The sequence below is a fragment of the Priestia sp. P1_B12_1 genome, assembly GCF_056406695.1.
This window is the reverse complement of record NZ_JBFTZR010000001.1, coordinates 646,721-668,586: the sequence shown is the minus strand read 5'-3', so window position 1 is coordinate 668,586 and position 21,866 is coordinate 646,721. Positions and strand designations below refer to the sequence as shown.

At 39.0% G+C, this 21,866-nt stretch carries 20 protein-coding genes; 17 read left to right on the top strand and 3 right to left on the bottom strand.

What is annotated here, in order from left to right; translation table 11 throughout:
• Positions 1-12 precede the first annotated feature (12 nt).
• The 12 genes from accC (at position 13) to spo0A (ending at position 12,849) form a co-directional block, all read left to right on the top strand.
• The gene (gene accC, locus AC1D0Y_RS03455) at positions 13-1,365 is read left to right on the top strand and encodes an acetyl-CoA carboxylase biotin carboxylase subunit (RefSeq protein ID WP_013084993.1); all 1,353 of its coding nucleotides are present in this window, start codon (positions 13-15) and stop codon (positions 1,363-1,365) included.
• Positions 1,366-1,394: 29 nt separating this feature from the next.
• Positions 1,395-1,796, top strand: a complete 402-nt coding sequence (locus tag AC1D0Y_RS03450) for an Asp23/Gls24 family envelope stress response protein (RefSeq protein ID WP_013059143.1) — start codon at positions 1,395-1,397, stop codon at positions 1,794-1,796.
• Between the two features lie 221 nt (positions 1,797-2,017).
• Entirely contained in the window at positions 2,018-2,410 is a 393-nt protein-coding gene (gene nusB / locus AC1D0Y_RS03445; protein WP_013059142.1) for a transcription antitermination factor NusB, read from the top strand.
• An 84-nt stretch (positions 2,411-2,494) separates the two neighbouring features.
• Entirely contained in the window at positions 2,495-3,835 is a 1,341-nt protein-coding gene (gene xseA, locus AC1D0Y_RS03440; RefSeq protein WP_060746986.1) for an exodeoxyribonuclease VII large subunit, read from the top strand.
• Positions 3,836-3,838: 3 nt separating this feature from the next.
• Positions 3,839-4,072, top strand: a complete 234-nt coding sequence (locus tag AC1D0Y_RS03435; RefSeq protein WP_013059140.1) for an exodeoxyribonuclease VII small subunit — start codon at positions 3,839-3,841, stop codon at positions 4,070-4,072.
• A complete protein-coding gene (locus AC1D0Y_RS03430; protein WP_013059139.1) occupies positions 4,072-4,968 on the top strand; it encodes a polyprenyl synthetase family protein in 897 nt (298 codons plus the stop codon). Before AC1D0Y_RS03435 ends, AC1D0Y_RS03430 begins: the two co-directional genes overlap by 1 nt.
• A gap of 320 nt (positions 4,969-5,288) precedes the next feature.
• Positions 5,289-7,190, top strand: a complete 1,902-nt coding sequence (dxs, locus tag AC1D0Y_RS03425) for a 1-deoxy-D-xylulose-5-phosphate synthase (protein WP_477707339.1) — start codon at positions 5,289-5,291, stop codon at positions 7,188-7,190.
• On the top strand, positions 7,187-8,014 hold the full coding sequence (locus tag AC1D0Y_RS03420) for a TlyA family RNA methyltransferase (RefSeq protein WP_014458249.1): 828 nt from the start codon (positions 7,187-7,189) through the stop codon (positions 8,012-8,014). Before dxs ends, AC1D0Y_RS03420 begins: the two co-directional genes overlap by 4 nt.
• A 161-nt stretch (positions 8,015-8,175) precedes the next feature.
• A complete protein-coding gene (gene ahrC, locus AC1D0Y_RS03415) occupies positions 8,176-8,625 on the top strand; it encodes a transcriptional regulator AhrC/ArgR (protein WP_013059136.1) in 450 nt (149 codons plus the stop codon).
• Positions 8,626-8,641: 16 nt separating this feature from the next.
• Entirely contained in the window at positions 8,642-10,369 is a 1,728-nt protein-coding gene (gene recN, locus AC1D0Y_RS03410; protein ID WP_028410663.1) for a DNA repair protein RecN, read from the top strand.
• Between the two features lie 183 nt (positions 10,370-10,552).
• On the top strand, positions 10,553-11,833 hold the full coding sequence (gene spoIVB, locus AC1D0Y_RS03405; protein WP_016765539.1) for a SpoIVB peptidase: 1,281 nt from the start codon (positions 10,553-10,555) through the stop codon (positions 11,831-11,833).
• A 227-nt stretch (positions 11,834-12,060) separates the two neighbouring features.
• A complete protein-coding gene (spo0A, locus tag AC1D0Y_RS03400; RefSeq protein ID WP_013084985.1) occupies positions 12,061-12,849 on the top strand; it encodes a sporulation transcription factor Spo0A in 789 nt (262 codons plus the stop codon).
• A 390-nt stretch (positions 12,850-13,239) separates the two neighbouring features.
• Here the strand turns inward: spo0A and AC1D0Y_RS03395 are convergent, their stop codons facing one another.
• Both AC1D0Y_RS03395 and AC1D0Y_RS03390 read right to left on the bottom strand, forming a co-directional pair.
• Positions 13,240-14,571: a peptide MFS transporter gene (locus AC1D0Y_RS03395; protein WP_013084983.1), complete on the bottom strand. Its 1,332-nt coding sequence runs from the start codon at positions 14,569-14,571 to the stop codon at positions 13,240-13,242.
• Between the two features lie 312 nt (positions 14,572-14,883).
• On the bottom strand, positions 14,884-15,036 hold the full coding sequence (locus AC1D0Y_RS03390; RefSeq protein WP_013059130.1) for a YycC family protein: 153 nt from the start codon (positions 15,034-15,036) through the stop codon (positions 14,884-14,886).
• A 125-nt stretch (positions 15,037-15,161) separates the two neighbouring features.
• On the opposite strand from AC1D0Y_RS03390, the gene AC1D0Y_RS03385 reads away from it, so the two are divergent.
• The gene (locus AC1D0Y_RS03385; protein ID WP_028410665.1) at positions 15,162-15,890 is read left to right on the top strand and encodes a glycerophosphodiester phosphodiesterase; all 729 of its coding nucleotides are present in this window, start codon (positions 15,162-15,164) and stop codon (positions 15,888-15,890) included.
• A gap of 12 nt (positions 15,891-15,902) precedes the next feature.
• Here the strand turns inward: AC1D0Y_RS03385 and AC1D0Y_RS03380 are convergent, their stop codons facing one another.
• Positions 15,903-16,154 (bottom strand): DUF2627 domain-containing protein, encoded by a 252-nt coding sequence (locus tag AC1D0Y_RS03380; RefSeq protein WP_013059128.1) that lies wholly within the window; start codon positions 16,152-16,154, stop codon positions 15,903-15,905.
• 175 nt (positions 16,155-16,329) lie between these two features.
• Between AC1D0Y_RS03380 and AC1D0Y_RS03375 the strand changes: the two genes are divergently transcribed.
• The 4 genes from AC1D0Y_RS03375 (at position 16,330) to buk (ending at position 21,842) form a co-directional block, all read left to right on the top strand.
• The gene (locus AC1D0Y_RS03375; RefSeq protein ID WP_028410666.1) at positions 16,330-18,399 is read left to right on the top strand and encodes a sigma-54 interaction domain-containing protein; all 2,070 of its coding nucleotides are present in this window, start codon (positions 16,330-16,332) and stop codon (positions 18,397-18,399) included.
• Positions 18,400-18,638: 239 nt separating this feature from the next.
• Positions 18,639-19,550 (top strand): phosphate butyryltransferase, encoded by a 912-nt coding sequence (gene yqiS, locus AC1D0Y_RS03370; protein WP_028410667.1) that lies wholly within the window; start codon positions 18,639-18,641, stop codon positions 19,548-19,550.
• A 12-nt stretch (positions 19,551-19,562) separates the two neighbouring features.
• A complete protein-coding gene (bcd, locus tag AC1D0Y_RS03365; protein WP_013059125.1) occupies positions 19,563-20,666 on the top strand; it encodes a branched-chain amino acid dehydrogenase in 1,104 nt (367 codons plus the stop codon).
• Between the two features lie 96 nt (positions 20,667-20,762).
• A complete protein-coding gene (gene buk, locus AC1D0Y_RS03360) occupies positions 20,763-21,842 on the top strand; it encodes a butyrate kinase (protein ID WP_371264485.1) in 1,080 nt (359 codons plus the stop codon).
• Positions 21,843-21,866: the final 24 nt, after the last annotated feature.

Below are 21,866 nucleotides of genomic sequence, written 5' to 3'. Positions count from 1 at the left end.
GGAGCGGTAAATATGATTAAAAAGCTATTAATTGCGAATCGAGGAGAAATTGCGGTTCGAATTATTCGAGCGTGTAAAGAATTAGGTGTAGAATCAGTAGCTGTTCATTCTCAAGCTGATCGTGACTCTTTGCATGTACAATTAGCAGACGAAGCGTATTGTATTGGACCAACGTCATCTAAAGACAGCTATTTAAACTTTACAAACATTATGAGCGTTGCGATGCTAACGGGCTGTGACGCCATTCACCCTGGATACGGCTTTTTAGCTGAAAACGCTGATTTTGCAGAGCTATGCAGAGAGTGTAACGTTACATTTGTAGGACCAAGTCCTGAAGCCATTAACAAAATGGGAACAAAAGACGTAGCGAGAGAAACGATGCGTGAAGCGGGTGTCCCAATTGTCCCTGGTTCAACTGGAATTGTAGAGTCAGTGGAAGACGGTATGTCAATTGCTAATGATATTGGCTATCCTGTTATTATTAAAGCAACGGCAGGAGGCGGAGGAAAAGGAATCCGCGTTGCGAAAAATGAACAAGAGCTTATCAAAGGTATTACAATTACACAGCAAGAAGCTGCTACAGCTTTCGGTAACCCTGGTGTGTACATTGAAAAGTTCATTGAGGATTTCCGTCACGTTGAGATCCAAGTGTTGGCTGATTCTCATGGGAATACTGTACATTTAGGAGAGCGTGATTGCTCGATTCAACGTCGTCTTCAAAAATTAATTGAAGAAACGCCTTCTCCAGCGTTAGACGAAAAAACGCGTGAATTAATGGGCGATGCTGCCGTTAAAGCTGCTCAAGCCGTTAATTACACAGGAGCCGGAACGGTGGAATTCATTTATGATTACCGTGAAAACAAATTTTACTTCATGGAAATGAATACGCGTATCCAAGTAGAACACCCTGTTACAGAGATGGTGACAGGAGTTGATTTAATTAAAGAACAAATCAAAGTGGCAAATGGTGAAACTTTACCGTTTACGCAAGAAGAAGTGACATTTAACGGATGGGCAATTGAGTGCCGAATTAACGCAGAAAACCCAGAGAAAAACTTTATGCCATCACCAGGTACGATTCAAATGTACTTGCCGCCAGGTGGCTACGGAGTGCGCGTAGACTCTGCTGCATACCCGGGCTATGCAATCCCGCCTTACTATGATTCAATGGTGGCTAAATTGATCGTTCATGCGCCAACTCGTGAGGAAGCTATTGAACGAATGAAGCGCGCGTTAGATGAATTTGTTATCGACGGCGTGGCGACCACTATTCCTTTTCACCAAAAACTATTAAATCATGAAAAATTTGTTAGCGGTGAATTCAACACGAAGTTTCTTGAGCTATATGACGTAATGAATTCTTAGTATAATATAAACTATAGGAGGTGCTGTACATGAATGAAAATCATGTATTAGAAATGGAAGAACACCCAAATTCTCTTGGCAAAGTAGAAATTGCTCCTGAGGTTATTGAAGTCATTGCGGGTATTGCTGCTTCTGAAGTAGAAGGCGTTTCTGCAATGAGAGGAAATTTTGCAGCTGGCGTTGTGGAGAAACTAGGAAAGAAAAACCACGGTAAAGGTGTAAAAGTGGACTTAACAGAAAACGGGATAAAAGTAGACGTATTTTGTATGATGAAGTTTGGAGTGTCTATTCCAAACGTAGCGCAACAAGTACAAGATAACATTCGTCAAGCCCTTAAAAATATGACAGCTATTGATCTCGATGAAGTAAACATTCATATCGTAGGGATTCAGTTTGATACGCAAAAAACTGATATTGAAGAAGTTGAATAAAACAAACGTTGACCTAACGGCTGTTGCTAAAATGGAATAACGTATGATTACTTGTTCCTTTTCAACACAAGCTATGGTAAAGTGAAAAAGACTGTCTCGTCATAAAGACGGTCTTTTTCGTGTTCTACAAACTTCGTCTAAGAACAATGAAGTATCGTTTCATAAACTATGCTATTATCTAGGTATACTAGTTGAAGAAGATAAATAAAGGAGCAAAAATAATGAAAAGACATACAGCACGCCAAAAAGCATTACAAGCACTATTTCAGCATGATTTAGGGCAGACCGAGCCAATGGAGGCAATCGGAAATGTTGTACAAAATGAAAAGTCTGATCAATTTTTAGAAAGTCTCGTGCTAGGTGTGGTTGAACATCAGCAAGAAATTGATGAACTTTTACGCAATCATTTAGAAAAATGGACGTTAGATCGTGTAGCTACTGTAGACCGCGTTATCCTACGTATTGCCGTATACGAAATGAAGTATGAAGAAGAAATTCCTACGAGCGTTACGTTAAATGAAGCGATTGAATTAGCGAAAACGTTTGGCGATGATCAATCAAGCAAGTTTATCAATGGCGTATTGTCTAAAGTGTTAACAACTTTATCTAAATAAAGGTTCATCTTGCCAAATCAAGTGACCAAAATGCTTCTCTCCTTTATATAAAGGGGAGAGGGTGACTGCAAAGGAGGCAAAACGATGAGTGAAGTGCGTTATCTAACCGTTACGGCTCTTACACGATACATTAAGCGCAAGTTTGATGTAGACCCTCACATGCAAGATGTATGGATTAAAGGAGAAATTTCTAACTTTAAACGTCATAGTCGGGGACATATGTATTTCACCTTGAAAGATCAAAATGCTCGTATCGCAGCCGTTATGTTTGCTGGGCATAACCGGCAGCTTAATTTTCAGCCTGAAGAAGGAATGAATGTACTCATTCGAGCTGAAATTTCGGTTTATGAACCAAGCGGAAACTATCAAATGTACGTAAAAGAAATGCAGCCTGATGGCGTTGGAAACTTATACTTGGCCTACGAACAGCTGAAAAAAAAGCTGGAAAAAGAAGGCTTATTTGATCCTGCTAGGAAACGAAAACTGCCGAAGTATCCAACAACAATAGGTGTTATTACATCTCCAACTGGAGCAGCCGTACGTGATATTATTACGACATTAAAGCGCAGATATAACGCGAACATTATTGTGATGCCCGCTCTTGTTCAAGGAGTGAATGCGGCACCGTCTATCATTAAGGCAATTGAAGAAGCAAACCGTCGTAAAGAAGCAGACGTATTAATTGTTGGCCGCGGTGGTGGGTCAATTGAAGAGCTTTGGGCTTTTAACGAAGAAAGCGTTGCTCGTGCAATTTTCACTTCTACTATTCCTGTTATTTCAGCGGTTGGACATGAAACCGATTTTACAATTGCAGATTTTGTAGCAGATCTTCGCGCTCCTACTCCAACGGGTGCTGCGGAATTGGCTGTGCCTCATATCAGTGAAATTACAGAAAGATTGACTCAGCGAAATATCCGTCTTCTTCGTTCGATGAAAGAAATGCTTCAGTCTAGTAGCCGCAGGCTTGAACGATCCCAAAAATCATATGCTTTTCGTTATCCTCAAAAGTTGGTCGAGCAAAAAGAGCAGCAGTTAGATCAGTTGATGGAGCGTTTTTATCGTGAAGGTAGAAGGTACATTGAAGATAAACGGACGAACTCCGAGCAGCTAACAGCCGCTTTGTTGCGCAATCACCCCCAGCATCAGTTAACGAAAGCAGCGGAGCGTCAACAGCAGCTGACGAAAATGCTGACAAAAGAGATGCAGCAGCTGCTAAAGCAAAAACAGCTTTTATTTGCAACGGCAACGTCAAAATTACATACGCTTAGTCCATTAAAAACAATGGAAAGAGGCTACAGCTTAGTATACGATAAAGAAAAAGAGTTAATTAAATCAACCAAACAAGTATCCAAAGGCGATGTGGTAAACGTTCGTTTGACCGATGGACAGTTGCAGTGTGAAGTTTCGAAAATAGAGGAGCGATGAAAAATGGCGACAAATAAAGAGTATACGTTTGAAGAGGCGATGGAGCAGTTAGAAACCATCGTAAACAAGCTAGAAGAAGGCGACGTGCCTTTAGAAGAAGCAATTCAACAATTCCAAGAAGGCATGACTCTTTCAAAATTCTGTCACGATCGTCTTCAGCATATTGAAAAGCAAATGGAAACTATTTTACGTGAAGACGGAACGCTTGAGCCATTCTCGGTGCAGGAGGAAGAGTGATGGTGAATGAAATGAATTTAAAAGAGTATATTTCTTTTACAAAAGATCGAGTAGAAACACGCTTGCCTGAAGTGGTAAAAGCATTACATGCTCCGGTTAACTTAAAGGAATCCATGCTTTACTCTCTTACGGCAGGAGGAAAGCGACTTCGCCCAGTGCTGTTGTTTGCAACGCTACATGCGTTTGGAAAAGACGAGAGCATGGGATTAGAAACAGCATGTGCAGTGGAAATGATTCATACATATTCTCTCATTCACGATGATTTACCTAGCATGGATGATGACGACTTAAGAAGAGGTAAACCGACGAATCACAAGGTGTACGGCGAAGCAACGGCTATATTAGCTGGAGATGCTCTTTTAACAAATAGCTTTCAGCTCATTTCTGAAGCGGCACATCCTGAGATTACATCACATATGAAGCTTCAGCTCATTACAGAACTGGTAAAAGCAAGCGGAACAGAAGGTATGATCAGCGGACAGGTTGCGGATATGGAAGGCGAAAAAAAGCAGCTCACGCTAGATGAGCTTGAATATATTCACCTTCACAAAACGGGGAAGCTGCTAGGTTTTTGTGTAAAAGCAGGAGCTATTCTTGCAAAAGCTACGCCTCTACAGCAAGAATTATTAGAAGAATTCAGTAAGCATGTAGGGTTAGCGTTTCAAATTCAAGATGATATCTTGGATGTGGAAGGGTCTGAAGAAAAATTAGGAAAGCCAATTGGCAGTGATACAGAAAATGAAAAAACGACATATCCTTCTTTGTTAGGTATGGAAGCGGCCAAAGAAAAGTTACAGTATCATGTTGAACAAGCACTTCTCTCGTTACGTCAAGCTCAAATTAAGCACGGGTTACTAGAAGAAATTTGTTTATATATAGCAAAACGTGATAGTTAATGACGAGTTCTGTCAGGTTTTTTGAGTGATACAGTAAAATAAGATTGAGTCCCAATAGGGGCTATGCTATAATGATTTTACTACTGTATAAAAGCGTAGTGCATAGGTTTGAAAGACATATACAATATCTTGGTGGCCGTTATCACATTTGTGTTAGCGGCTATTTTTTCACTGTTTTCCTTTGAATATCACTGGTTTACTGATAGAATATCAAAGGTATTGTAAGTAATAAGGAAATACTAAAAATTGACTATACGTATAAAACAATAGACAATGTATTAAGGTAACTTTATAACAAGTACGAAAGTGAGTGATCCACCTTGGATCTTACAACGATAAAAAATCCTGAGTTTTTAAAGAAAATGTCAGTAACACAATTAGAAGAACTAAGTGAAGAGATTCGTCGTTTTTTAATTACAAAGCTTTCTGCAACTGGTGGTCATATAGGGCCGAATTTGGGGGTTGTTGAGTTAACGCTTGCACTCCATAAAGTGTTCGACAGCCCAAAAGATAAATTTTTATGGGACGTGGGGCATCAGTCGTATGTCCATAAAATTTTAACAGGACGAGCGGGAGAGTTTGATACAATCCGTCAATATAAAGGATTATGCGGTTTTCCAAAGCGTGACGAAAGTGAGCATGATGTATGGGAAACGGGACATAGTTCTACATCTCTTTCAGCCGCAATGGGAATGGCTGCTGCAAGAGATTTACAAAAAACAAAAGCTCATATTGTTCCTATCATTGGGGATGGAGCTTTAACAGGTGGTATGGCTCTTGAAGCGCTTAACCACATCGGGCACGAGCAAACGGATATGACCGTTATTTTAAATGACAATGAAATGTCTATCGCTCCTAACGTGGGTGCTGTACACAGTATTCTAGGACGTTTGCGCACGGCGGGCAAATACAACTGGGTAAAAGATGAGCTTGAAGTCTTGCTGAAAAAAGTGCCTGCAGTAGGCGGAAAGCTTGCAGCAACGGCAGAACGTGTAAAAGATGGTCTAAAGTACATGGTCGTGTCAGGCATGTTCTTTGAAGATCTTGGCTTTACGTATTTAGGCCCGGTTGATGGCCATAGCTATGACGATTTATTGGAAACGTTACAATATGCAAAGAAAACAAAAGGACCGGTACTGATTCACGTTATTACGAAAAAAGGGAAAGGGTACTTGCCAGCGGAAAGCGATAAAAGCGGAGCATGGCATGGTACAGGCCCTTACAAAATTGAGTCTGGTGACTTTATTAAAGACAAAAATGTTCCGATTGCTTGGAGTAAATTAGTAAGTGATACGGTATTGAAGATGGCTAGAGAAGATGATCGCATTGTAGCCGTAACGCCAGCAATGCCTGTAGGTTCAAAACTCGAAGCATTTCAAAAAGAGTTTCCACATCGCATGTTTGATGTTGGGATTGCAGAGCAGCATGCAACAACAATGGCAGCGGGTCTTGCAACTCAAAATATGAAGCCCTTTTTAGCTATTTATTCTACGTTTTTACAGCGTGCATACGATCAGGTGGTTCATGATATTTGCCGTCAGAAGCTAAATGTATTTATTGGAATTGATCGCGCTGGACTAGTAGGTGCTGATGGTGAAACGCATCAAGGCGTGTTTGATATTGCATTCTTACGTCATTTGCCTAACCTTGTTATTATGATGCCAAAAGACGAGAATGAAGGCCAGCACATGGTTCACACTGCTTTGACTTATGAAGAAGGTCCGATTGCTATGCGCTACGCTAGAGGAAACGGATTAGGTGTTGAACTAGATTCAGAACTGAAAAACATTCCAATCGGTACATGGGACGTATTAAAAGAAGGTTCAGATACAACCATTTTAACGTTTGGTACAACGATTTCAATGGCGATGGATGCAGCAGCAGAACTTGAGAATCAAGGAATCAGCGTCAAAGTGGTAAATGCTCGTTTTATTAAACCGCTGGATGAAAAAATGCTTCATGAGATTTTCCAAACGAATAAGCCTGTGATTACGGTAGAAGAAGCGGTACTTCAAGGCGGTTTTGGGAGCGCGGTGTTAGAGTTTGCATCAGAGCACGGCTATTATGATACGCGCGTTGAACGTATGGGGATTCCAGATCGCTTTATCGAGCACGGAAGCGTAACAAAACTTTTAGAAGAAATTGGCTTAACCAAAGAAGAGATTATAAATCGAGTTAAAAAACTCGTAACACCAACACAAAAGAGGCTTGAAGTTAAGTGACAAAAAAAGAACGAGTAGATGTATTATTAGTAGAACGAGGTTTGATTGAAACAAGAGAAAAAGCAAAGCGTACAGTAATGGCAGGACTTGTTTATGCGAATGAAGTCCGTTTGGATAAGCCGGGAGAGAAAATTGAACGCGATACGCCGCTGACAATTAAAGGTGCAGTAATGCCTTACGTCAGCAGAGGCGGCTTTAAGCTTGAAAAAGCGATTAAAGAATTTAATGTCCATGTAGCGGATAAAATCATGATTGATATTGGTTCTTCTACTGGAGGCTTTACTGATTGTGCCCTTCAAAATGGAGCGAAGATGTCCTATGCGCTAGACGTAGGCTATAATCAGCTAGCTTGGAAGCTTCGTCAAGATGAACGAGTAGAAGTAATGGAACGAACAAATTTCCGTTACGTGACGCCAGCTGATTTATCAAGAGGCTTGCCTGAATTCGCTTCTATTGATGTATCATTTATTTCCTTAAGACTCATTCTTCCTGTGTTAAAAACACTTCTTGTTCCACACAGCGACGTTGTTGCGCTCGTTAAGCCACAGTTTGAGGCTGGAAGAGAGCAAGTTGGGAAAAAAGGAATCGTGCGTGATTCAAAAGTGCATGAAGAAGTCCTTCAAGGCATGGTGGATTTCTCGCTTCGTCAAGGATACGATGTATATAACATGTCGTATTCACCGATAACGGGAGGAGATGGAAATATCGAATTTCTTCTCCACCTGCGCTGGAAAGGCGAGCGTGAACTTGGTGAAAATCAAGCTCCGCTTACTGTGCATGAAGTAGTCGAAGAAGCACATAAGACGTTAAAAGAGAAAAAGTAATAATGGCCAATGTTAAGCAAAGACTTAGCATTGGCGATTTGATTATGACTCTTTATACAAAAGGTGCATAATCAAGTTGAACACATTATGATACTTAATTAGTGAAAGACTTATAAACAACAAATCAAAAAGAAGATTACATATTAATGTGAGGTGCCAACATGAATAAAGGGCAAAGACATATTAAAATTCGTGATATTATCACGAATAATGATATTGAAACACAGGATGAATTGGTAGATATTTTAAAAAACCAAGGTTTTAATGTAACACAGGCAACAATCTCTCGTGATATTAAAGAATTGCACTTAGTCAAAGTGCCTTTGATGGACGGTCGATACAAATACAGCTTGCCTGCAGATCAGCGTTTTAATCCCTTACAAAAGTTAAAGCGCTCTCTTATGGACGCATTTGTAAAAATTGATTCAGCTGGGCATATGTTGGTGATGAAAACATTACCGGGAAATGCAAATGCGATTGGCGCATTAATTGATCATTTGGACTGGGATGAAATATTAGGAACAATTTGTGGAGACGATACATGTTTGATTATTTGCCGTACTCCTGAAGATACGCAAATTATATCAGACCGATTCTTAGAAATGTTATAAAGGTGAGTGAAGCAGGTTGTTAGCTGAATTATCCATTAAAAACTTTGCGATTATTGATGAACTTTCTGTTTCATTTGAAAAAGGCTTAACGGTATTAACAGGCGAAACAGGAGCGGGGAAATCGATTATTATTGATGCCATTTCATTGTTAGTAGGTGGAAGAGGCTCTTCGGAGTTTGTACGCCACGGAACAGACAGAGCCGAAATTGAAGGACTTTTCTTATTTGATGAAGAACAGCATCCAAGTCATGAAAAAGCTAAACAAGTCGGTTTAGAAGTGGAAGATGGAATGATTGTGCTTCGCCGAGACATTACCACAAATGGGAAAAGTATTTGCCGGATCAACGGTAAGCTCGTAACGTTAGCTATCCTACGTGAAGTCGGACAGACGTTAATTGATATACATGGACAGCACGAGCACCAAGATTTAATGAATCAAGATCGTCATTTAACTCTTCTTGATCAATATGGAGGAGAAAAAGTAGAAGAGGCTTTGACGGAGTATCGAGAGGTATTTTCTAGGTATACATCGCTAAAAAAACAGCTCGATCAATTAACTGAAAATGAACAGCAGATGGCACATCGCCTCGATCTTATTCAATTTCAATTAGATGAAATCAAAGCGGCAAATTTGCAGCTGAACGAAGACGAGGAACTAAATGAAGAGCGTTTGAAGATTTCTAACTTTGAAAAGATCTATACGTCGCTAAACGATGCGTACAATGCGCTGCACGGTGAACACCAAGGTTTAGATTGGGTAGGTGTAGCCATGAATCATACGGAGGATATTTCGTCACTGGAAAAAAACTATGCCGAAATTTCTGAGATCATTTCATCGAGCTTCTACCAGCTAGAAGACGCATCTTATAAAATTCGTCAGCAGCTTGATTTATTAGAATTTGATCCCAAACGCTTAGATTTTATTGAAGCGCGTTTAAATGAAATTAATCACTTAAAGCGTAAATACGGTCAAAGTGTAGATGAAATTCTAGAATATGCAGCGCAAATTGAAGATGAAATTGATCGTATTGAAAATCGAGATACGCATGTGAGCAAGATCAAAGAAGAGTTAAACAGTGTAGCACAGGATTTATTAGTAGAAGCTAATAACGTTTCAGCTATTCGAAAAAAACTTGCTCAAGAGTTAACGGACAGCATCCATCATGAGCTTCAAGAACTGTATATGGCTAAGACCGTATTTCAAATTAAATTCTCTGTTGTAAATGCAGGTAAAAATGATGTTGAAGTAAATGGAGAAAGAATAAAATTCACCAAAGACGGCATTGACAACGTAGAATTTTATATTTCTACCAATCCTGGTGAACCGTTAAAGCCTCTTGCAAAAGTAGCATCAGGAGGAGAACTGTCAAGAATTATGCTGGCGTTAAAAAGCATCTTCTCTAAGCATCAAGGCGTGACGTCCATTATCTTTGATGAAGTTGATACAGGCGTAAGTGGAAGAGTAGCTCAATCGATCGGTGAAAAAATACATGCTATTTCTGTTGATTCACAAGTTCTCTGTATATCTCATCTGCCTCAGGTAGCAGCAATGGCAGATACTCATCTCTTTATTGCTAAAGAGATAAAAGGCGATCGTACAACGACGTCTGTTCTTCCATTAACTGTTGATGAAAAAGTAAAAGAAATTGGTCGAATGATTGCAGGAGCTGAAATTACAAGCTTAACAAAGGAACATGCCAAAGAGCTTTTAGATTTAGCGGATAAGATGAAGCACACCATTTAAAAAAAACACCTTTTAACACGTAACAGTATGTGTTAAAGGTGTTTTTTTATACAAAATGGAGGAACTGAAAATGTTTCCTTGCACTTCTTTTCATTTTTCTCTGAACTTCTGTTATAAATGCGCTCTAAGAAGGCTAAATTAAATGTGTAGCCATTTAGGCGAGGAAGCGAGGAGAGTGAAAACATGCAAAATCGATACAGACATATAATTGGTGCGATTCTCCTTGTTTCGTTCATTTTTGTAGGATTTATTCCAGTTGTGCAACAATATATACACATTCCAAAACAAATCGTCTTATTTGAACAGCAAAAAGAAAAAATTAATACGACATTACCGCTTAGCGTAGAAGCTTCATCACCTGTTTACGATGTAACAAGTAACAAGGCGAAGCTGACCGTAGCAGGCAAACAGGTAGGCAAAGAAGAGTTGATGCTTCATTTGGCCGGTATTCCTGTAAAGCGTGTAGATGTGCAGGTATTATCTGATTTTAAAGTCATTCCAGGTGGACAATCAATCGGTGTGAAATTAAATTCAAAAGGTGTTCTTGTTGTAGGCTATCATCAGGTAGATACAGCAAAAGGTAAAAGATCTCCTGGCGAAATTGCGGGTATTCAAGTTGGAGATATGATTACGAAGATTAATGGTAAAACCATTGAAAAAATGAGTGATATTACACCGTTTATTCAGCAGGCAGGAAAAACGGGTGAACCATTAAATCTGCATATTTTAAGAGAAAAAAAGCAGTTTGATACTAAGCTGTATCCGTTAAAAGATAAGCAAGATTATGCGTACAGAATCGGTTTATACATCCGTGATTCAGCTGCAGGAATTGGCACAATGACTTTTTATGATCCAAAATCTAAAAAATATGGCGCTTTAGGCCACGTTATTTCGGATATGGATACAAAAAAGCCAATCGTAGTAGAAGATGGACAAATTGTCCGTTCGACCGTTACATCAATTGAGAAAGGTTCTAACGGCGTTCCGGGTGAAAAGCTAGCAAGGTTTTCTGAAGATAGACAAATCATTGGAAATATTACACGAAATAGTCCTTTTGGTATTTTTGGAAAATTGTCTTCAACGATGGAAAACGGAATAATGGATAAAGCAATGCCAATTGCCCTATCTCATCAAGTAAAAGAAGGACCGGCTAAAATTCTAACGGTAGTAGATGATGATCAAGTGGAAGAATTTGATATTGAAATTATGAGTACTATACCTCAAAAGTTTCCAGCTACTAAAGGAATGGTTATTAAAATTACAGATCCTAAATTGTTAAAGAAAACAGGTGGAATTGTTCAAGGAATGAGCGGGAGCCCGATTATTCAAAACGGTAAAGTCGTTGGAGCGGTTACCCACGTTTTTGTAAATGATCCTACCTCGGGTTATGGTGTCCATATTGAATGGATGCTTAACGAAGCAGGAATTGATATTTATAAAAATAATCGAAAAAAAGCGAGCTAATGTTGTCATTAGTTCGCTTTTTTTGATAAAAATTATTGTCGTAAATGTACGAGAAAAACGTCGAAAAACAAAGAAAATAAGAGAAAATCGAATAAATTCCATTTAAAAGACTTTTTTCTAAAAAAATAAAGGAAATAATGTTGCATTGTCGAATTTGTCCTTTAGAATAAAGAATAGAGACACGTAGGAAACGACGTATAACATAAAGGACTGAGGAGGAAGCTGCATTGAAAAAAATTAAAGTATGCTTGGTTGATGATAATCGGGAACTAATTGGTTTGCTTGAAGATTATATTTCAGAGCAAGAAGACATGGAAGTAATCGGAGTAGCTTACAATGGACAAGAGTGTTTATCCATTTTAAAAGATAAAGATCCGGATGTTCTTGTATTAGACATTATTATGCCGCATCTAGATGGATTAGCAGTTTTAGGTCAGTTAAAAGAAATGAAAAAAGAAAATTATCCAAATGTCATTATGCTAACAGCATTTGGGCAAGAAGACGTAACGAAAAAAGCGGTTGATTTAGGAGCTGCTTATTTTATTCTAAAGCCGTTTGATATGGAAAACTTAGTGAATCATATTCGTCAAGTTAGCGGACAAACATCTTCATTTATGCAACGTTCATCTTCTTCCATGCGTTCACATCGCGACAGCAAACCAGCAAATTTAGATGCAAGCATTACGAGCATCATTCACGAAATTGGTGTACCTGCTCATATCAAAGGCTATTTGTATTTGAGAGAAGCCATTTCAATGGTATATAAGGATATTGAGCTGCTTGGGTCGATTACAAAAGTACTGTATCCTGATATTGCAAAAAAATATAATACAACGGCAAGCCGCGTTGAGCGTGCCATTCGTCATGCCATTGAAGTAGCATGGAGCCGAGGAAACATTGATTCCATTTCGTCATTATTCGGGTATACTGTCAGCATGTCAAAAGCGAAGCCGACAAACAGTGAATTTATCGCTATGGTTGCGGATAAATTACGCCTTGAACATAAAGCGAGTTGAAAGGGATAGGACTGCTGGAATTACGGGGTTTTGAGTGAGCTGATACCTTTTGTAATACAGAGTACATGCCGATAAATCTTTGGAATTTACACTAGATAGTAAACTAAAAACCAATAAACTTTTTACTGCAGGGCCAATGAATTTTACTCATTCATTGGTCTTTTTATTTTGTTTTAAGAGGTGAAAATATTGAGGTTAATGGAACGTGCATTTTGTTTTTCTTTATATCCATAGTGGAGTATTTTATTGAAATAATTTATTTAATTGTTATGAGGGTTTTGTGTTTGAAAGAAGATTTAGAAGATGCATTGAAAAATTCATGTCCATATTTTAAATGGGATATAGATAAGTAAATTATAAAAAAGCAGCCTTCAGAAAAGGCTGCTTTTTTTAATCCATTAATTTAGCAATCGGTTTTGAAAGGAACAGAACAATAATTCCAAGTACAATTGTTACAGCTCCGATTAAGCTGAAGATATCGAAATAACCTAAAGACTGTGTATAAGATGCAAGAACACCCGCTAGCTTATTAGCAACAGCAGAGCTTGCCATCCATACGCCCATTAAAAGAGAAGCAAGCTTTAATGGAGCCAGTCTACTTACCATAGACAGCCCTACTGGCGAAATCATAAGCTCAGCTAGCGTGTGCAGGAAGTAAGTGAAAATCATGAACAGGATATTTACTTTTAAAGCTGGGTCATTACCAGTATACATAACGGCTGGAATTAAAATTAAGAATCCTAATCCCACTGTCACAAGTCCCATACCCATTTTTGTTGGCGTTTTGAAATCACCGCGTTTTGAATTTCCGAGCTTGTACCAAACTAGTGACATAATTGGTGCTAAAATCATGATAAACAGCGGATTCAATGATTGGAACCACTCTGTTGGAACCGTGAAACTACCTATTTGACGATTAATTTGATCTTGAGCATATAGCGTTAAAGAACTTCCGGCCTGTTCAAAAGCTGTCCAGAAAGCAATAACAACGAAGGCTAGAATAACGATAGCAACCGTTCTTTTCTTTTCTCGTGCTGACAGCGGAGCAGTTGATGTTTGAGATGCCGCTGCGTGAACTTTTCCTGTAGGCTCTTTCCCGATATCACCTAAGTAGCGATTAGCCAGTAGGTTAAATAAAATTTGTCCAACAACCATTCCGATAGCTGCTGTTAAAAATCCGTATTTGTAACTCATTAATCCAACAACTAACGGTGCGAAAAATGCACCAAAGTTAATACCCATATAAAAAATGGTAAAAGCACCGTCACGGCGAGGATCATTTTCTTCATAAAGATCTCCGACCAATGTGGAGATATTTGGTTTGAAAAATCCGTTTCCGATAATTAATAAAGCAAGTCCGATATACAAAGCGGCTACACTTTGATGAATGAAGATGGAAAAATTCCCGAGTGCCATAATCACACCACCGATAGTGATGGCTAGCCTTCTTCCGAGGAAGCGGTCTGTTAAATATCCGCCAATCATCGGCGTAATGTAAACAGCACTAGTGAATGTTCCATATAAGCTCAGTGCAGTTGCTTTATCTACCCCTAGTCCACCTTGAGCAGCGGTAGCAGTTAAATAAAGAACCAGAATGGCTCTCATTCCATAATAACTAAATCTTTCCCATGCCTCAGTAGCGAATAATAAGTACAGTCCAGGAGGGTGTTTTTTCCTAGACCCATTTGGCTGCTGATTTTCGTGTTGTACAGCTGCTTGCATAATGAAGTCCCCCTAAATTTTTCTCATACTATTTAATTCTTTTGTTTGAATTGATCAAAAAATCAGAATATAAGTACTGGAATAAATATAATGTCTTTTTATTTTAGTAGAAAAACAATAATTTCGTCAATGAAATTATATGGAAAAATCAAAAAATAATTAAATATACACAAAAAAGTATTAAATTACTTATTTAAAAGCATTTTTAAAAATACATTTATATTATTAAATATTCTAATATATGTTATAGGGAATGAAATGAGAAGGTAATACTATTTTTGGAAATGAAAATTCAAAAGAAAAAAGGATCTGTTATTCAGATCCTTTTTTATCTTCGCTCGCATTTAATTCAGCAAGTTTCTGCAGCAAAATATGCTGAGGCATATGCATTAATTGCTCGAGGGGGATATTTAATTGTTCCGCTAATTTTACGGCTGTATCCGGTGAAATTTGCAGTGGTCTCATACACAACAACCTCCTTTTGCATATAAAGTAATGAAAGTAAAAAAAGTATAAACAGTAAATTCGTGCTTTCACTATTAAGTAATGCTAAAGTTAATAATAAGTGATAATAGAGGAGTTGAGCAAGTATGTTTGTAATAGGTCATCGCGGCGCAGCTGGAACGTTTCCTGAAAATACGATGATTTCCTTCAAAGAAGCAGCGAGAGTTGGAGCACACGGAATTGAACTTGATGTGCATATGACAAAGGATGGAGAACTTGCTGTAATTCATGATGAAAAAGTAGATCGAACGACGAATGGAAAAGGGTATGTAAAAGATTTTACGTATCAAGATTTAAAAAAATTAGATGCAAGCTATAAGTTCAAAAAAAAGTATGGAGTATGTAAAATCCCCACGTTAAATGAAGTAATGGAGTGGGCTTCAAGTGAAGGAATTAGCGTAAACATTGAGTTGAAAAACAATATATTTGACTATCCATACTTAGAAATGAAAGTCTTGGATTTAATTTATTTATACAAGATGAAGGATCGAACGATGATTTCATCTTTTAATCATAACAGCTTAGCCCGAATTGGTTCTCTGGATTCTACGATTGAAACAGCTATTTTATATTCTTATCCGATGTATGAGCCTTGGGTATATGCGCAGCATCTTGGCGCAAAAGCTCTTCACCCTAATCAGCGTACCGTTAATGAAGTAAATGTAGCGGCTTCAAAAGATTGTCAAATTCCAGTGCGACCTTACACAGTAAATGATGTAAAAGTAGCTGAGCAGCTTCGAAAATATGGATGTGAATCCGTTATTACCGATTATCCAGAAAAAATGGTGAAGCAATTTGGAGGACGCTTTTCGTAAAAAAACATCGCATTAATGCGATGTTTTTTTATCTTTTTGAAATCTGTTTTGAACTTTGTTTCGCTTGCGGTCTCTGTGCAGAATAAAGCCGGCAACAAATCCAAGGCCGATTAAAAATAATAGAAGCCCGACTGAAAATTGCAAAAATAAAGAAGGGAACGGGGATTGCAGGATGCCAAAAATCATATCTCTCATAAGTTTAATGCCATAGCCAGCGAGTATACCGGGAATAAGTAAGATTAGCAGTGCGATAATTCGAACCATAAATGCTCCTTTCGCTTCTCTTTTTTAAAATGAATGCGCTTACACTTCGAAACCGTTATACTTGAATCATAAAAGAACTAAATAAATTGTCAAGAGCGTTTCTTTTTTTATATGATAGGTATATGCAATATTTTGCACGGGATATGTACATATTAAGTAGAAAAGGTGAAAAAATATGCAAAATGTGTTGATCGTTGGAGGAGGAAAAGGCGGATTAGCTCTTCTGAAAATCTTGTTGGAAACAGAATTTATGAAAGTGATTGGTGTAGTAGACGTACGAGCTAACGCGCCGGCTGTTTTGCATGCGCAAGAACAAGATATTTCAACCGGAATGAATTGGGAGCCTTATATGACAAAGCAGCTCGATGTCATTGTTGAAACAACAGGTAAACAAGGCGTCTTTCAACAATTGCAAAGAAGCAAACCCGCTGATGCACTGGTAGTGCCGGGATTGGTTGCTGAAATTATGGCAAATCTGATGGAGGAAAAAGAAGAGTTAATTCAGAGGTTAAAGCAAGAATCGTATAAATATGATCTTATTTTTAACGCAGCTCATGATGCGATGGTCGTGATTGATAGGAATGGATATATTACGCTATTTAATCAAAGTGCCGAGCGCTTGACGAACTTTTCACACAGAGATGTAATTGGCAAGCATCTTCATGAAGTCATTCCAAATAGTAAACTTGTTGATGTTCTTCATACAAAAACGATTGATCAAAATAGTGAATTTGTGTTAGATAGCGGACGCAAGGTAATTACGACTAGAATACCAATACTCGACGAGAATGGAGAGCTGTTTGGGGCCTTTTCCATTTTTAAAGATATTACGGACGTTGTCGGATTGGCAGAAGAAGTTACGAACTTAAAAGAAGTACAAACTATGCTTCAAGCTATTATTCAATCTTCTGAAGAAGCTATTTCGGTTGTCGATGAAGAAGGAAGAGGGATTTTAATTAATCCTGCTTATACGAGAATTACGGGTTTAAAAAAGACGGATATTATTGGTCAGCCCGCGACTGCTGATATCTCTGAAGGAGACAGTATGCACATGAAGGTGCTGCAAACAAGGCGTCCTGTTCGAGGTGTAAGAATGAGGCTAGGTCCGAGTAAAAGAGACGTGGTTGTCAATGTTGCACCCGTTATTGTCGACGGGAAATTAAAAGGCAGCGTTGGCGTTATTCATGATATGTCTGAAATTCAAGAGCTTACAAATGAACTCAAAAGAGCGCGTCAAATTATCCGAACGCTTGAAGCAAAATATTCATTTGCTGATATCATTGGGCAATCTGAAGAGTTTCAGTTAGCAATTGAGCAGGCTAGACTTGCTGCTAAAACACCAGCTACTGTTTTGCTTAGAGGTGAATCTGGGACGGGTAAAGAGTTGTTTGCACATGCGATTCATAATGCGAGCAGCCGAAAATTTAATAAATTTGTCCGGATTAACTGTGCTGCGCTTTCTGAGTCTTTGCTTGAAAGCGAACTTTTTGGGTACGAAGAAGGAGCTTTTTCCGGGGCAAAAAGAGGCGGGAAACGCGGCGTTTTTGAAGAAGCCAATAACGGTAGCATCTTTTTAGATGAAATCGGGGAGCTCTCAGCTCATATGCAGGCTAAGCTGCTTCGGGTGCTTCAAGAAAAAGAGCTTATTCGCGTTGGAGGAACGACTCCTATTCCGGTGAATGTTCGCGTTATTGCAGCTACGAATGTGAATTTAGAAAAAGGAATGGCTGATGGAAGCATCAGACAGGACTTGTATTATCGGCTAAACAAAATTCCGATTCACATACCTCCTCTTCGGAAGAGAAAAGAGGATATTGGTGCGCTTGTTACACACTTAATTACAAAAATTAATCAAGATTACGGCCGGCATGTTGAAGGAGTAACAGAGCGGGCTTTACAGTCATTAAGATCATACGACTGGCCAGGAAACGTCAGAGAGCTTGAAAACATATTAGGCAGAGCGATTATTTATATGCACTATACAGAAACAATGATTGATTCTGTTCATCTCCCTTCACTTGAAGGTAAGGGCAAAAAAGAAAAAAATCAGGTGAATGAAGAGGTAGTATTCGAAGGGAAGACTTTAGCGCACATGATGGAAAATTACGAAGCGGAACTTATTCAAAAAGTGCTGCTTGCAAACGAATATAACCGAACGAAAACAGCAAAACAGCTCAATATTTCGCTGCGTTCTTTGTATTATAAGTTGGAAAAATACAATCTTGCAAATAACAGCATGCAATAAAATGCATGGTGTGCAATTTATTGCATATAAATAGAGAGGTATTCTTTTTTTCTATTTGGTGTTAGAATCAATAAAAAAATTTTTTTTGTGCGTAAGAACCGATATAAGCAGCTATATTATGTAATATATGCAGTGGATGGCACAAATCTTGCATGTATTTTAGGTGACTGCATAAACGCGCAGTATGCTCTTTAAAACGGAGCAAAAGAAAGAATGAAAAAGGAGAGGTCGAACATTCCATGACTCTTGCTACCATCTTATCTCGGGTTGCTAAGCAGTCTTCTTTGACTGTTGCTGTTGCTGCAGCTGAAGACTTAGAAACAATTGAGGCAGTGTATGAAGCTGTGTCAAGGGAAGTTTCTGAATTTATTTTGTTTGGCAATGAAACGACAATTAATGAATTATTCAGGCAGTACCGCCCATCCTTACTCACTCATAAGGCTGTGACGGTCGTACATACGGAGTCCGTTTTAGAAGCGGCTCAATTGGCTGTGCGTTCAGTTCAGCAAGGTCAAGCTCATATCGTAATGAAAGGGAATTTATCCACATCGCTTATTTTAAAAGCTGTGTTAAATAAAGAGCATGGTTTGCGTACGGGAAATGTTTTATCACATGTAGCTGTGTTTGACGTTCCTCACTATGACCGTCCGATTCTTGTAACAGATGCAGCTATGAATATTACGCCGTCTCTGGAAGAGAAAGTTCAAATCATTCAAAATGCGGTGAACGTTGCCCACTCGATTGGGATCGAGATGCCAAAGGTAGCTCCTATTGCAGCGGTTGAAGTTGTGAACCCTTTGATGCCTGCAACAGTAGAGGCTGCACTTCTTACACAGATGAACCGCAGAGGACAAATTAAAGGCTGCGTTATTGATGGACCTTTAGCACTCGACAATGCCATTAATATAGAAGCAGCCAAGCAAAAAGGCATTCAAAGTGAAGTTGCCGGTCAAGCAGATATATTACTCGTTCCAGCAATTGAAACAGGGAACGTCTTATATAAATCCCTCATTTATTTTGCTAAAGCAAAAGTTGGAGCTATTCTAGCGGGAGCAAAAGCTCCGGTCGTCTTAACATCCAGAGCAGATTCATCAGAAAGTAAATTATACTCACTGGCGCTTGCTATCAGCGTCGCTCAACAGAATTCTTAGGAGGCACTAACAATGAAAATTTTTGACTATATGGAAACATACGATTATGAGCAGTTATTATTTTGCCAAGATAAAGATTCAGGCTTAAAAGCCATTATTGCGATTCACGATACAACAATTGGACCAGCCCTAGGCGGTACGAGAATGTGGACATATGAATCAGAAGAGGCTGCAATTGAAGATGCGCTTCGTCTATCACGCGGAATGACTTATAAAAATGCAGCAGCAGGCTTGAATTTAGGCGGAGGGAAAACGGTTATTATCGGAGATCCTCGCAAAGACAAAAATGAAGCGATGTTCCGTGCATTTGGTCGCTTTATTCAAGGATTAAATGGTCGATATATTACAGCAGAAGATGTGGGCACAACGGTAGAGGATATGGATATTGTATATGAGGAAACGGATTATGTAACGGGTGTATCTCCTGCTTTTGGTTCATCAGGCAATCCATCACCAGTCACAGCCTACGGTGTATACCGAGGAATTAAAGCAGCAGCAAAAGAAGCATTTGGAACAGATATGCTTGAAGGAAAAGTAGTAGCTGTCCAAGGCGTAGGAAACGTAGCATATAATTTATGCCGCCACCTTCACGAAGAAGGAGCGAAACTTATTGTAACGGATATTAATAAAGAAGCTGTTCAGCGTGCGGTAGAAGAATTTGGTGCGCAAGCAGTAGACCCGAATGATATTTATGGTGTAGAATGTGATATCTATGCTCCTTGTGCACTCGGAGCAACGATTAACGATGAAACGATCCCTCAAATAAAAGCAAAAGTTATTGCAGGGGCAGCTAATAATCAATTAAAAGAAACGCGTCATGGTGATTTAATCCATGAATTAGGCATTGTATATGCACCGGACTATGTTATTAATGCAGGAGGCGTTATTAACGTAGCTGATGAGCTAGTTGGATATAACCGTGAGCGTGCGCTGAAAAAAGTTGAAGGTATTTATGATAATATTGAAAAGGTAGTTGAAATCTCAAAACGAGATGGCATTCCAACCTATCTAGCAGCAGATCGCTTAGCTGAAGAAAGAATTGAAAAGCTGCGTCGTTCACGCAGTCAATTTTTACAAAATGGACAGCATATTTTAAGTAGACGTCATACGCGCTAATGTTTGAGCTGAAGGCTAGGCAAAAGGAATAAATGAAATCCTTTCGACCTAGCCTTCGTTTATGAGAATGATAAGGTAGGAGGACATTTGTTGGATATGCACGAATATCGAATGCTGATAATAAATCCGGGTTCAACGTCCACGAAAATTGGCGTATTTCACAACGATAAACCAATTTTTGATCGAACAATCCGCTACGATTCACAGCAAATGAATCAGTTTGAGACGATATATGCACAGTATGAGTTCCGTAAAAACTCGATTTTAGAGGCACTTGATGAAGAAGGGATTAATTTATCTAAATTAAGTGCAGTATGTGGAAGAGGAGGGCTTTTACGCCCGATTGAAGGCGGCACATACGAAGTAAATCAAGCCATGCTCAAAGATTTAAAAGACGGTTATGCCGGCCATCATGCTTCAAATTTAGGCGGGATTTTAGCGTTTGAGATTGCATCTGGATTAAATATTCCAGCGTACATTGTTGATCCAGTGGTGGTAGATGAGCTAAGTGACATCGCTCGTATCTCAGGAACTCCTTTTATGGAAAGGAAAAGCATCTTTCACGCGCTGAATCAAAAATCGGTTGCTCGAAAAGTGGCTAAAGAAATGAATAGCACATACGAACAACTGAACGTTATTGTTACCCATATGGGTGGAGGCATTACAGTCGGAGTTCATCAACGCGGAAAAGTAATTGATGTGAACAATGGCCTGCACGGTGACGGTCCTTTTAGTCCAGAGCGCGCTGGCGGTGTACCGGTTGGTGAATTAGTTCGTCTTTGCTTTTCAGGTCAGTATTACCGCGATGAGATTATGAAAATGCTTGTAGGAAAAGGCGGGCTTGTCGGTTATTTGGGCACATCTGACGTGCAGAAAGTCGAAGCGCTAGTGAAAAATGGAAACGAAAAAGCTAAGCTTATCTACGAAGCAATGGCTTATCAAATTTCGAAGGAAATTGGAGCTGCCAGTACGGTATTGCATGGAAAAGTAGATGCCATTATTTTAACGGGAGGCATTGCTTATTCAAAAGCGTTTGTTGAGCTGATTATTAATCATGTAAAGTGGATTGCAGATGTCATTGTTTATCCTGGAGAAAATGAGCTTCAAGCGCTAGCTGAAGGGGCTCTCCGAGTGCTTACAGGTGAAGAAGAAGTGAAGGAATATAAAGGCGCTTAATAGCGTTTGCAGAAAGGTGTGAAG

Coding starts and splice junctions, on each gene's coding strand:
- accC (WP_013084993.1), top strand. CDS start 13: ATGATTAAAAAGCTATTAATTGCGAATCGAGGAGAAATTGCGGTTCGA.
- AC1D0Y_RS03450 (WP_013059143.1), top strand. CDS start 1,395: ATGAATGAAAATCATGTATTAGAAATGGAAGAACACCCAAATTCTCTT.
- nusB (WP_013059142.1), top strand. CDS start 2,018: ATGAAAAGACATACAGCACGCCAAAAAGCATTACAAGCACTATTTCAG.
- xseA (WP_060746986.1), top strand. CDS start 2,495: ATGAGTGAAGTGCGTTATCTAACCGTTACGGCTCTTACACGATACATT.
- AC1D0Y_RS03435 (WP_013059140.1), top strand. CDS start 3,839: ATGGCGACAAATAAAGAGTATACGTTTGAAGAGGCGATGGAGCAGTTA.
- AC1D0Y_RS03430 (WP_013059139.1), top strand. CDS start 4,072: ATGGTGAATGAAATGAATTTAAAAGAGTATATTTCTTTTACAAAAGAT.
- ahrC (WP_013059136.1), top strand. CDS start 8,176: ATGAATAAAGGGCAAAGACATATTAAAATTCGTGATATTATCACGAAT.
- spoIVB (WP_016765539.1), top strand. CDS start 10,553: ATGCAAAATCGATACAGACATATAATTGGTGCGATTCTCCTTGTTTCG.
- AC1D0Y_RS03395 (WP_013084983.1), bottom strand. CDS start 14,571: ATGCAAGCAGCTGTACAACACGAAAATCAGCAGCCAAATGGGTCTAGG.
- AC1D0Y_RS03390 (WP_013059130.1), bottom strand. CDS start 15,036: ATGAGACCACTGCAAATTTCACCGGATACAGCCGTAAAATTAGCGGAA.
- AC1D0Y_RS03385 (WP_028410665.1), top strand. CDS start 15,162: ATGTTTGTAATAGGTCATCGCGGCGCAGCTGGAACGTTTCCTGAAAAT.
- AC1D0Y_RS03380 (WP_013059128.1), bottom strand. CDS start 16,154: ATGGTTCGAATTATCGCACTGCTAATCTTACTTATTCCCGGTATACTC.
- AC1D0Y_RS03375 (WP_028410666.1), top strand. CDS start 16,330: ATGCAAAATGTGTTGATCGTTGGAGGAGGAAAAGGCGGATTAGCTCTT.
- yqiS (WP_028410667.1), top strand. CDS start 18,639: ATGACTCTTGCTACCATCTTATCTCGGGTTGCTAAGCAGTCTTCTTTG.
- bcd (WP_013059125.1), top strand. CDS start 19,563: ATGAAAATTTTTGACTATATGGAAACATACGATTATGAGCAGTTATTA.
- buk (WP_371264485.1), top strand. CDS start 20,763: ATGCACGAATATCGAATGCTGATAATAAATCCGGGTTCAACGTCCACG.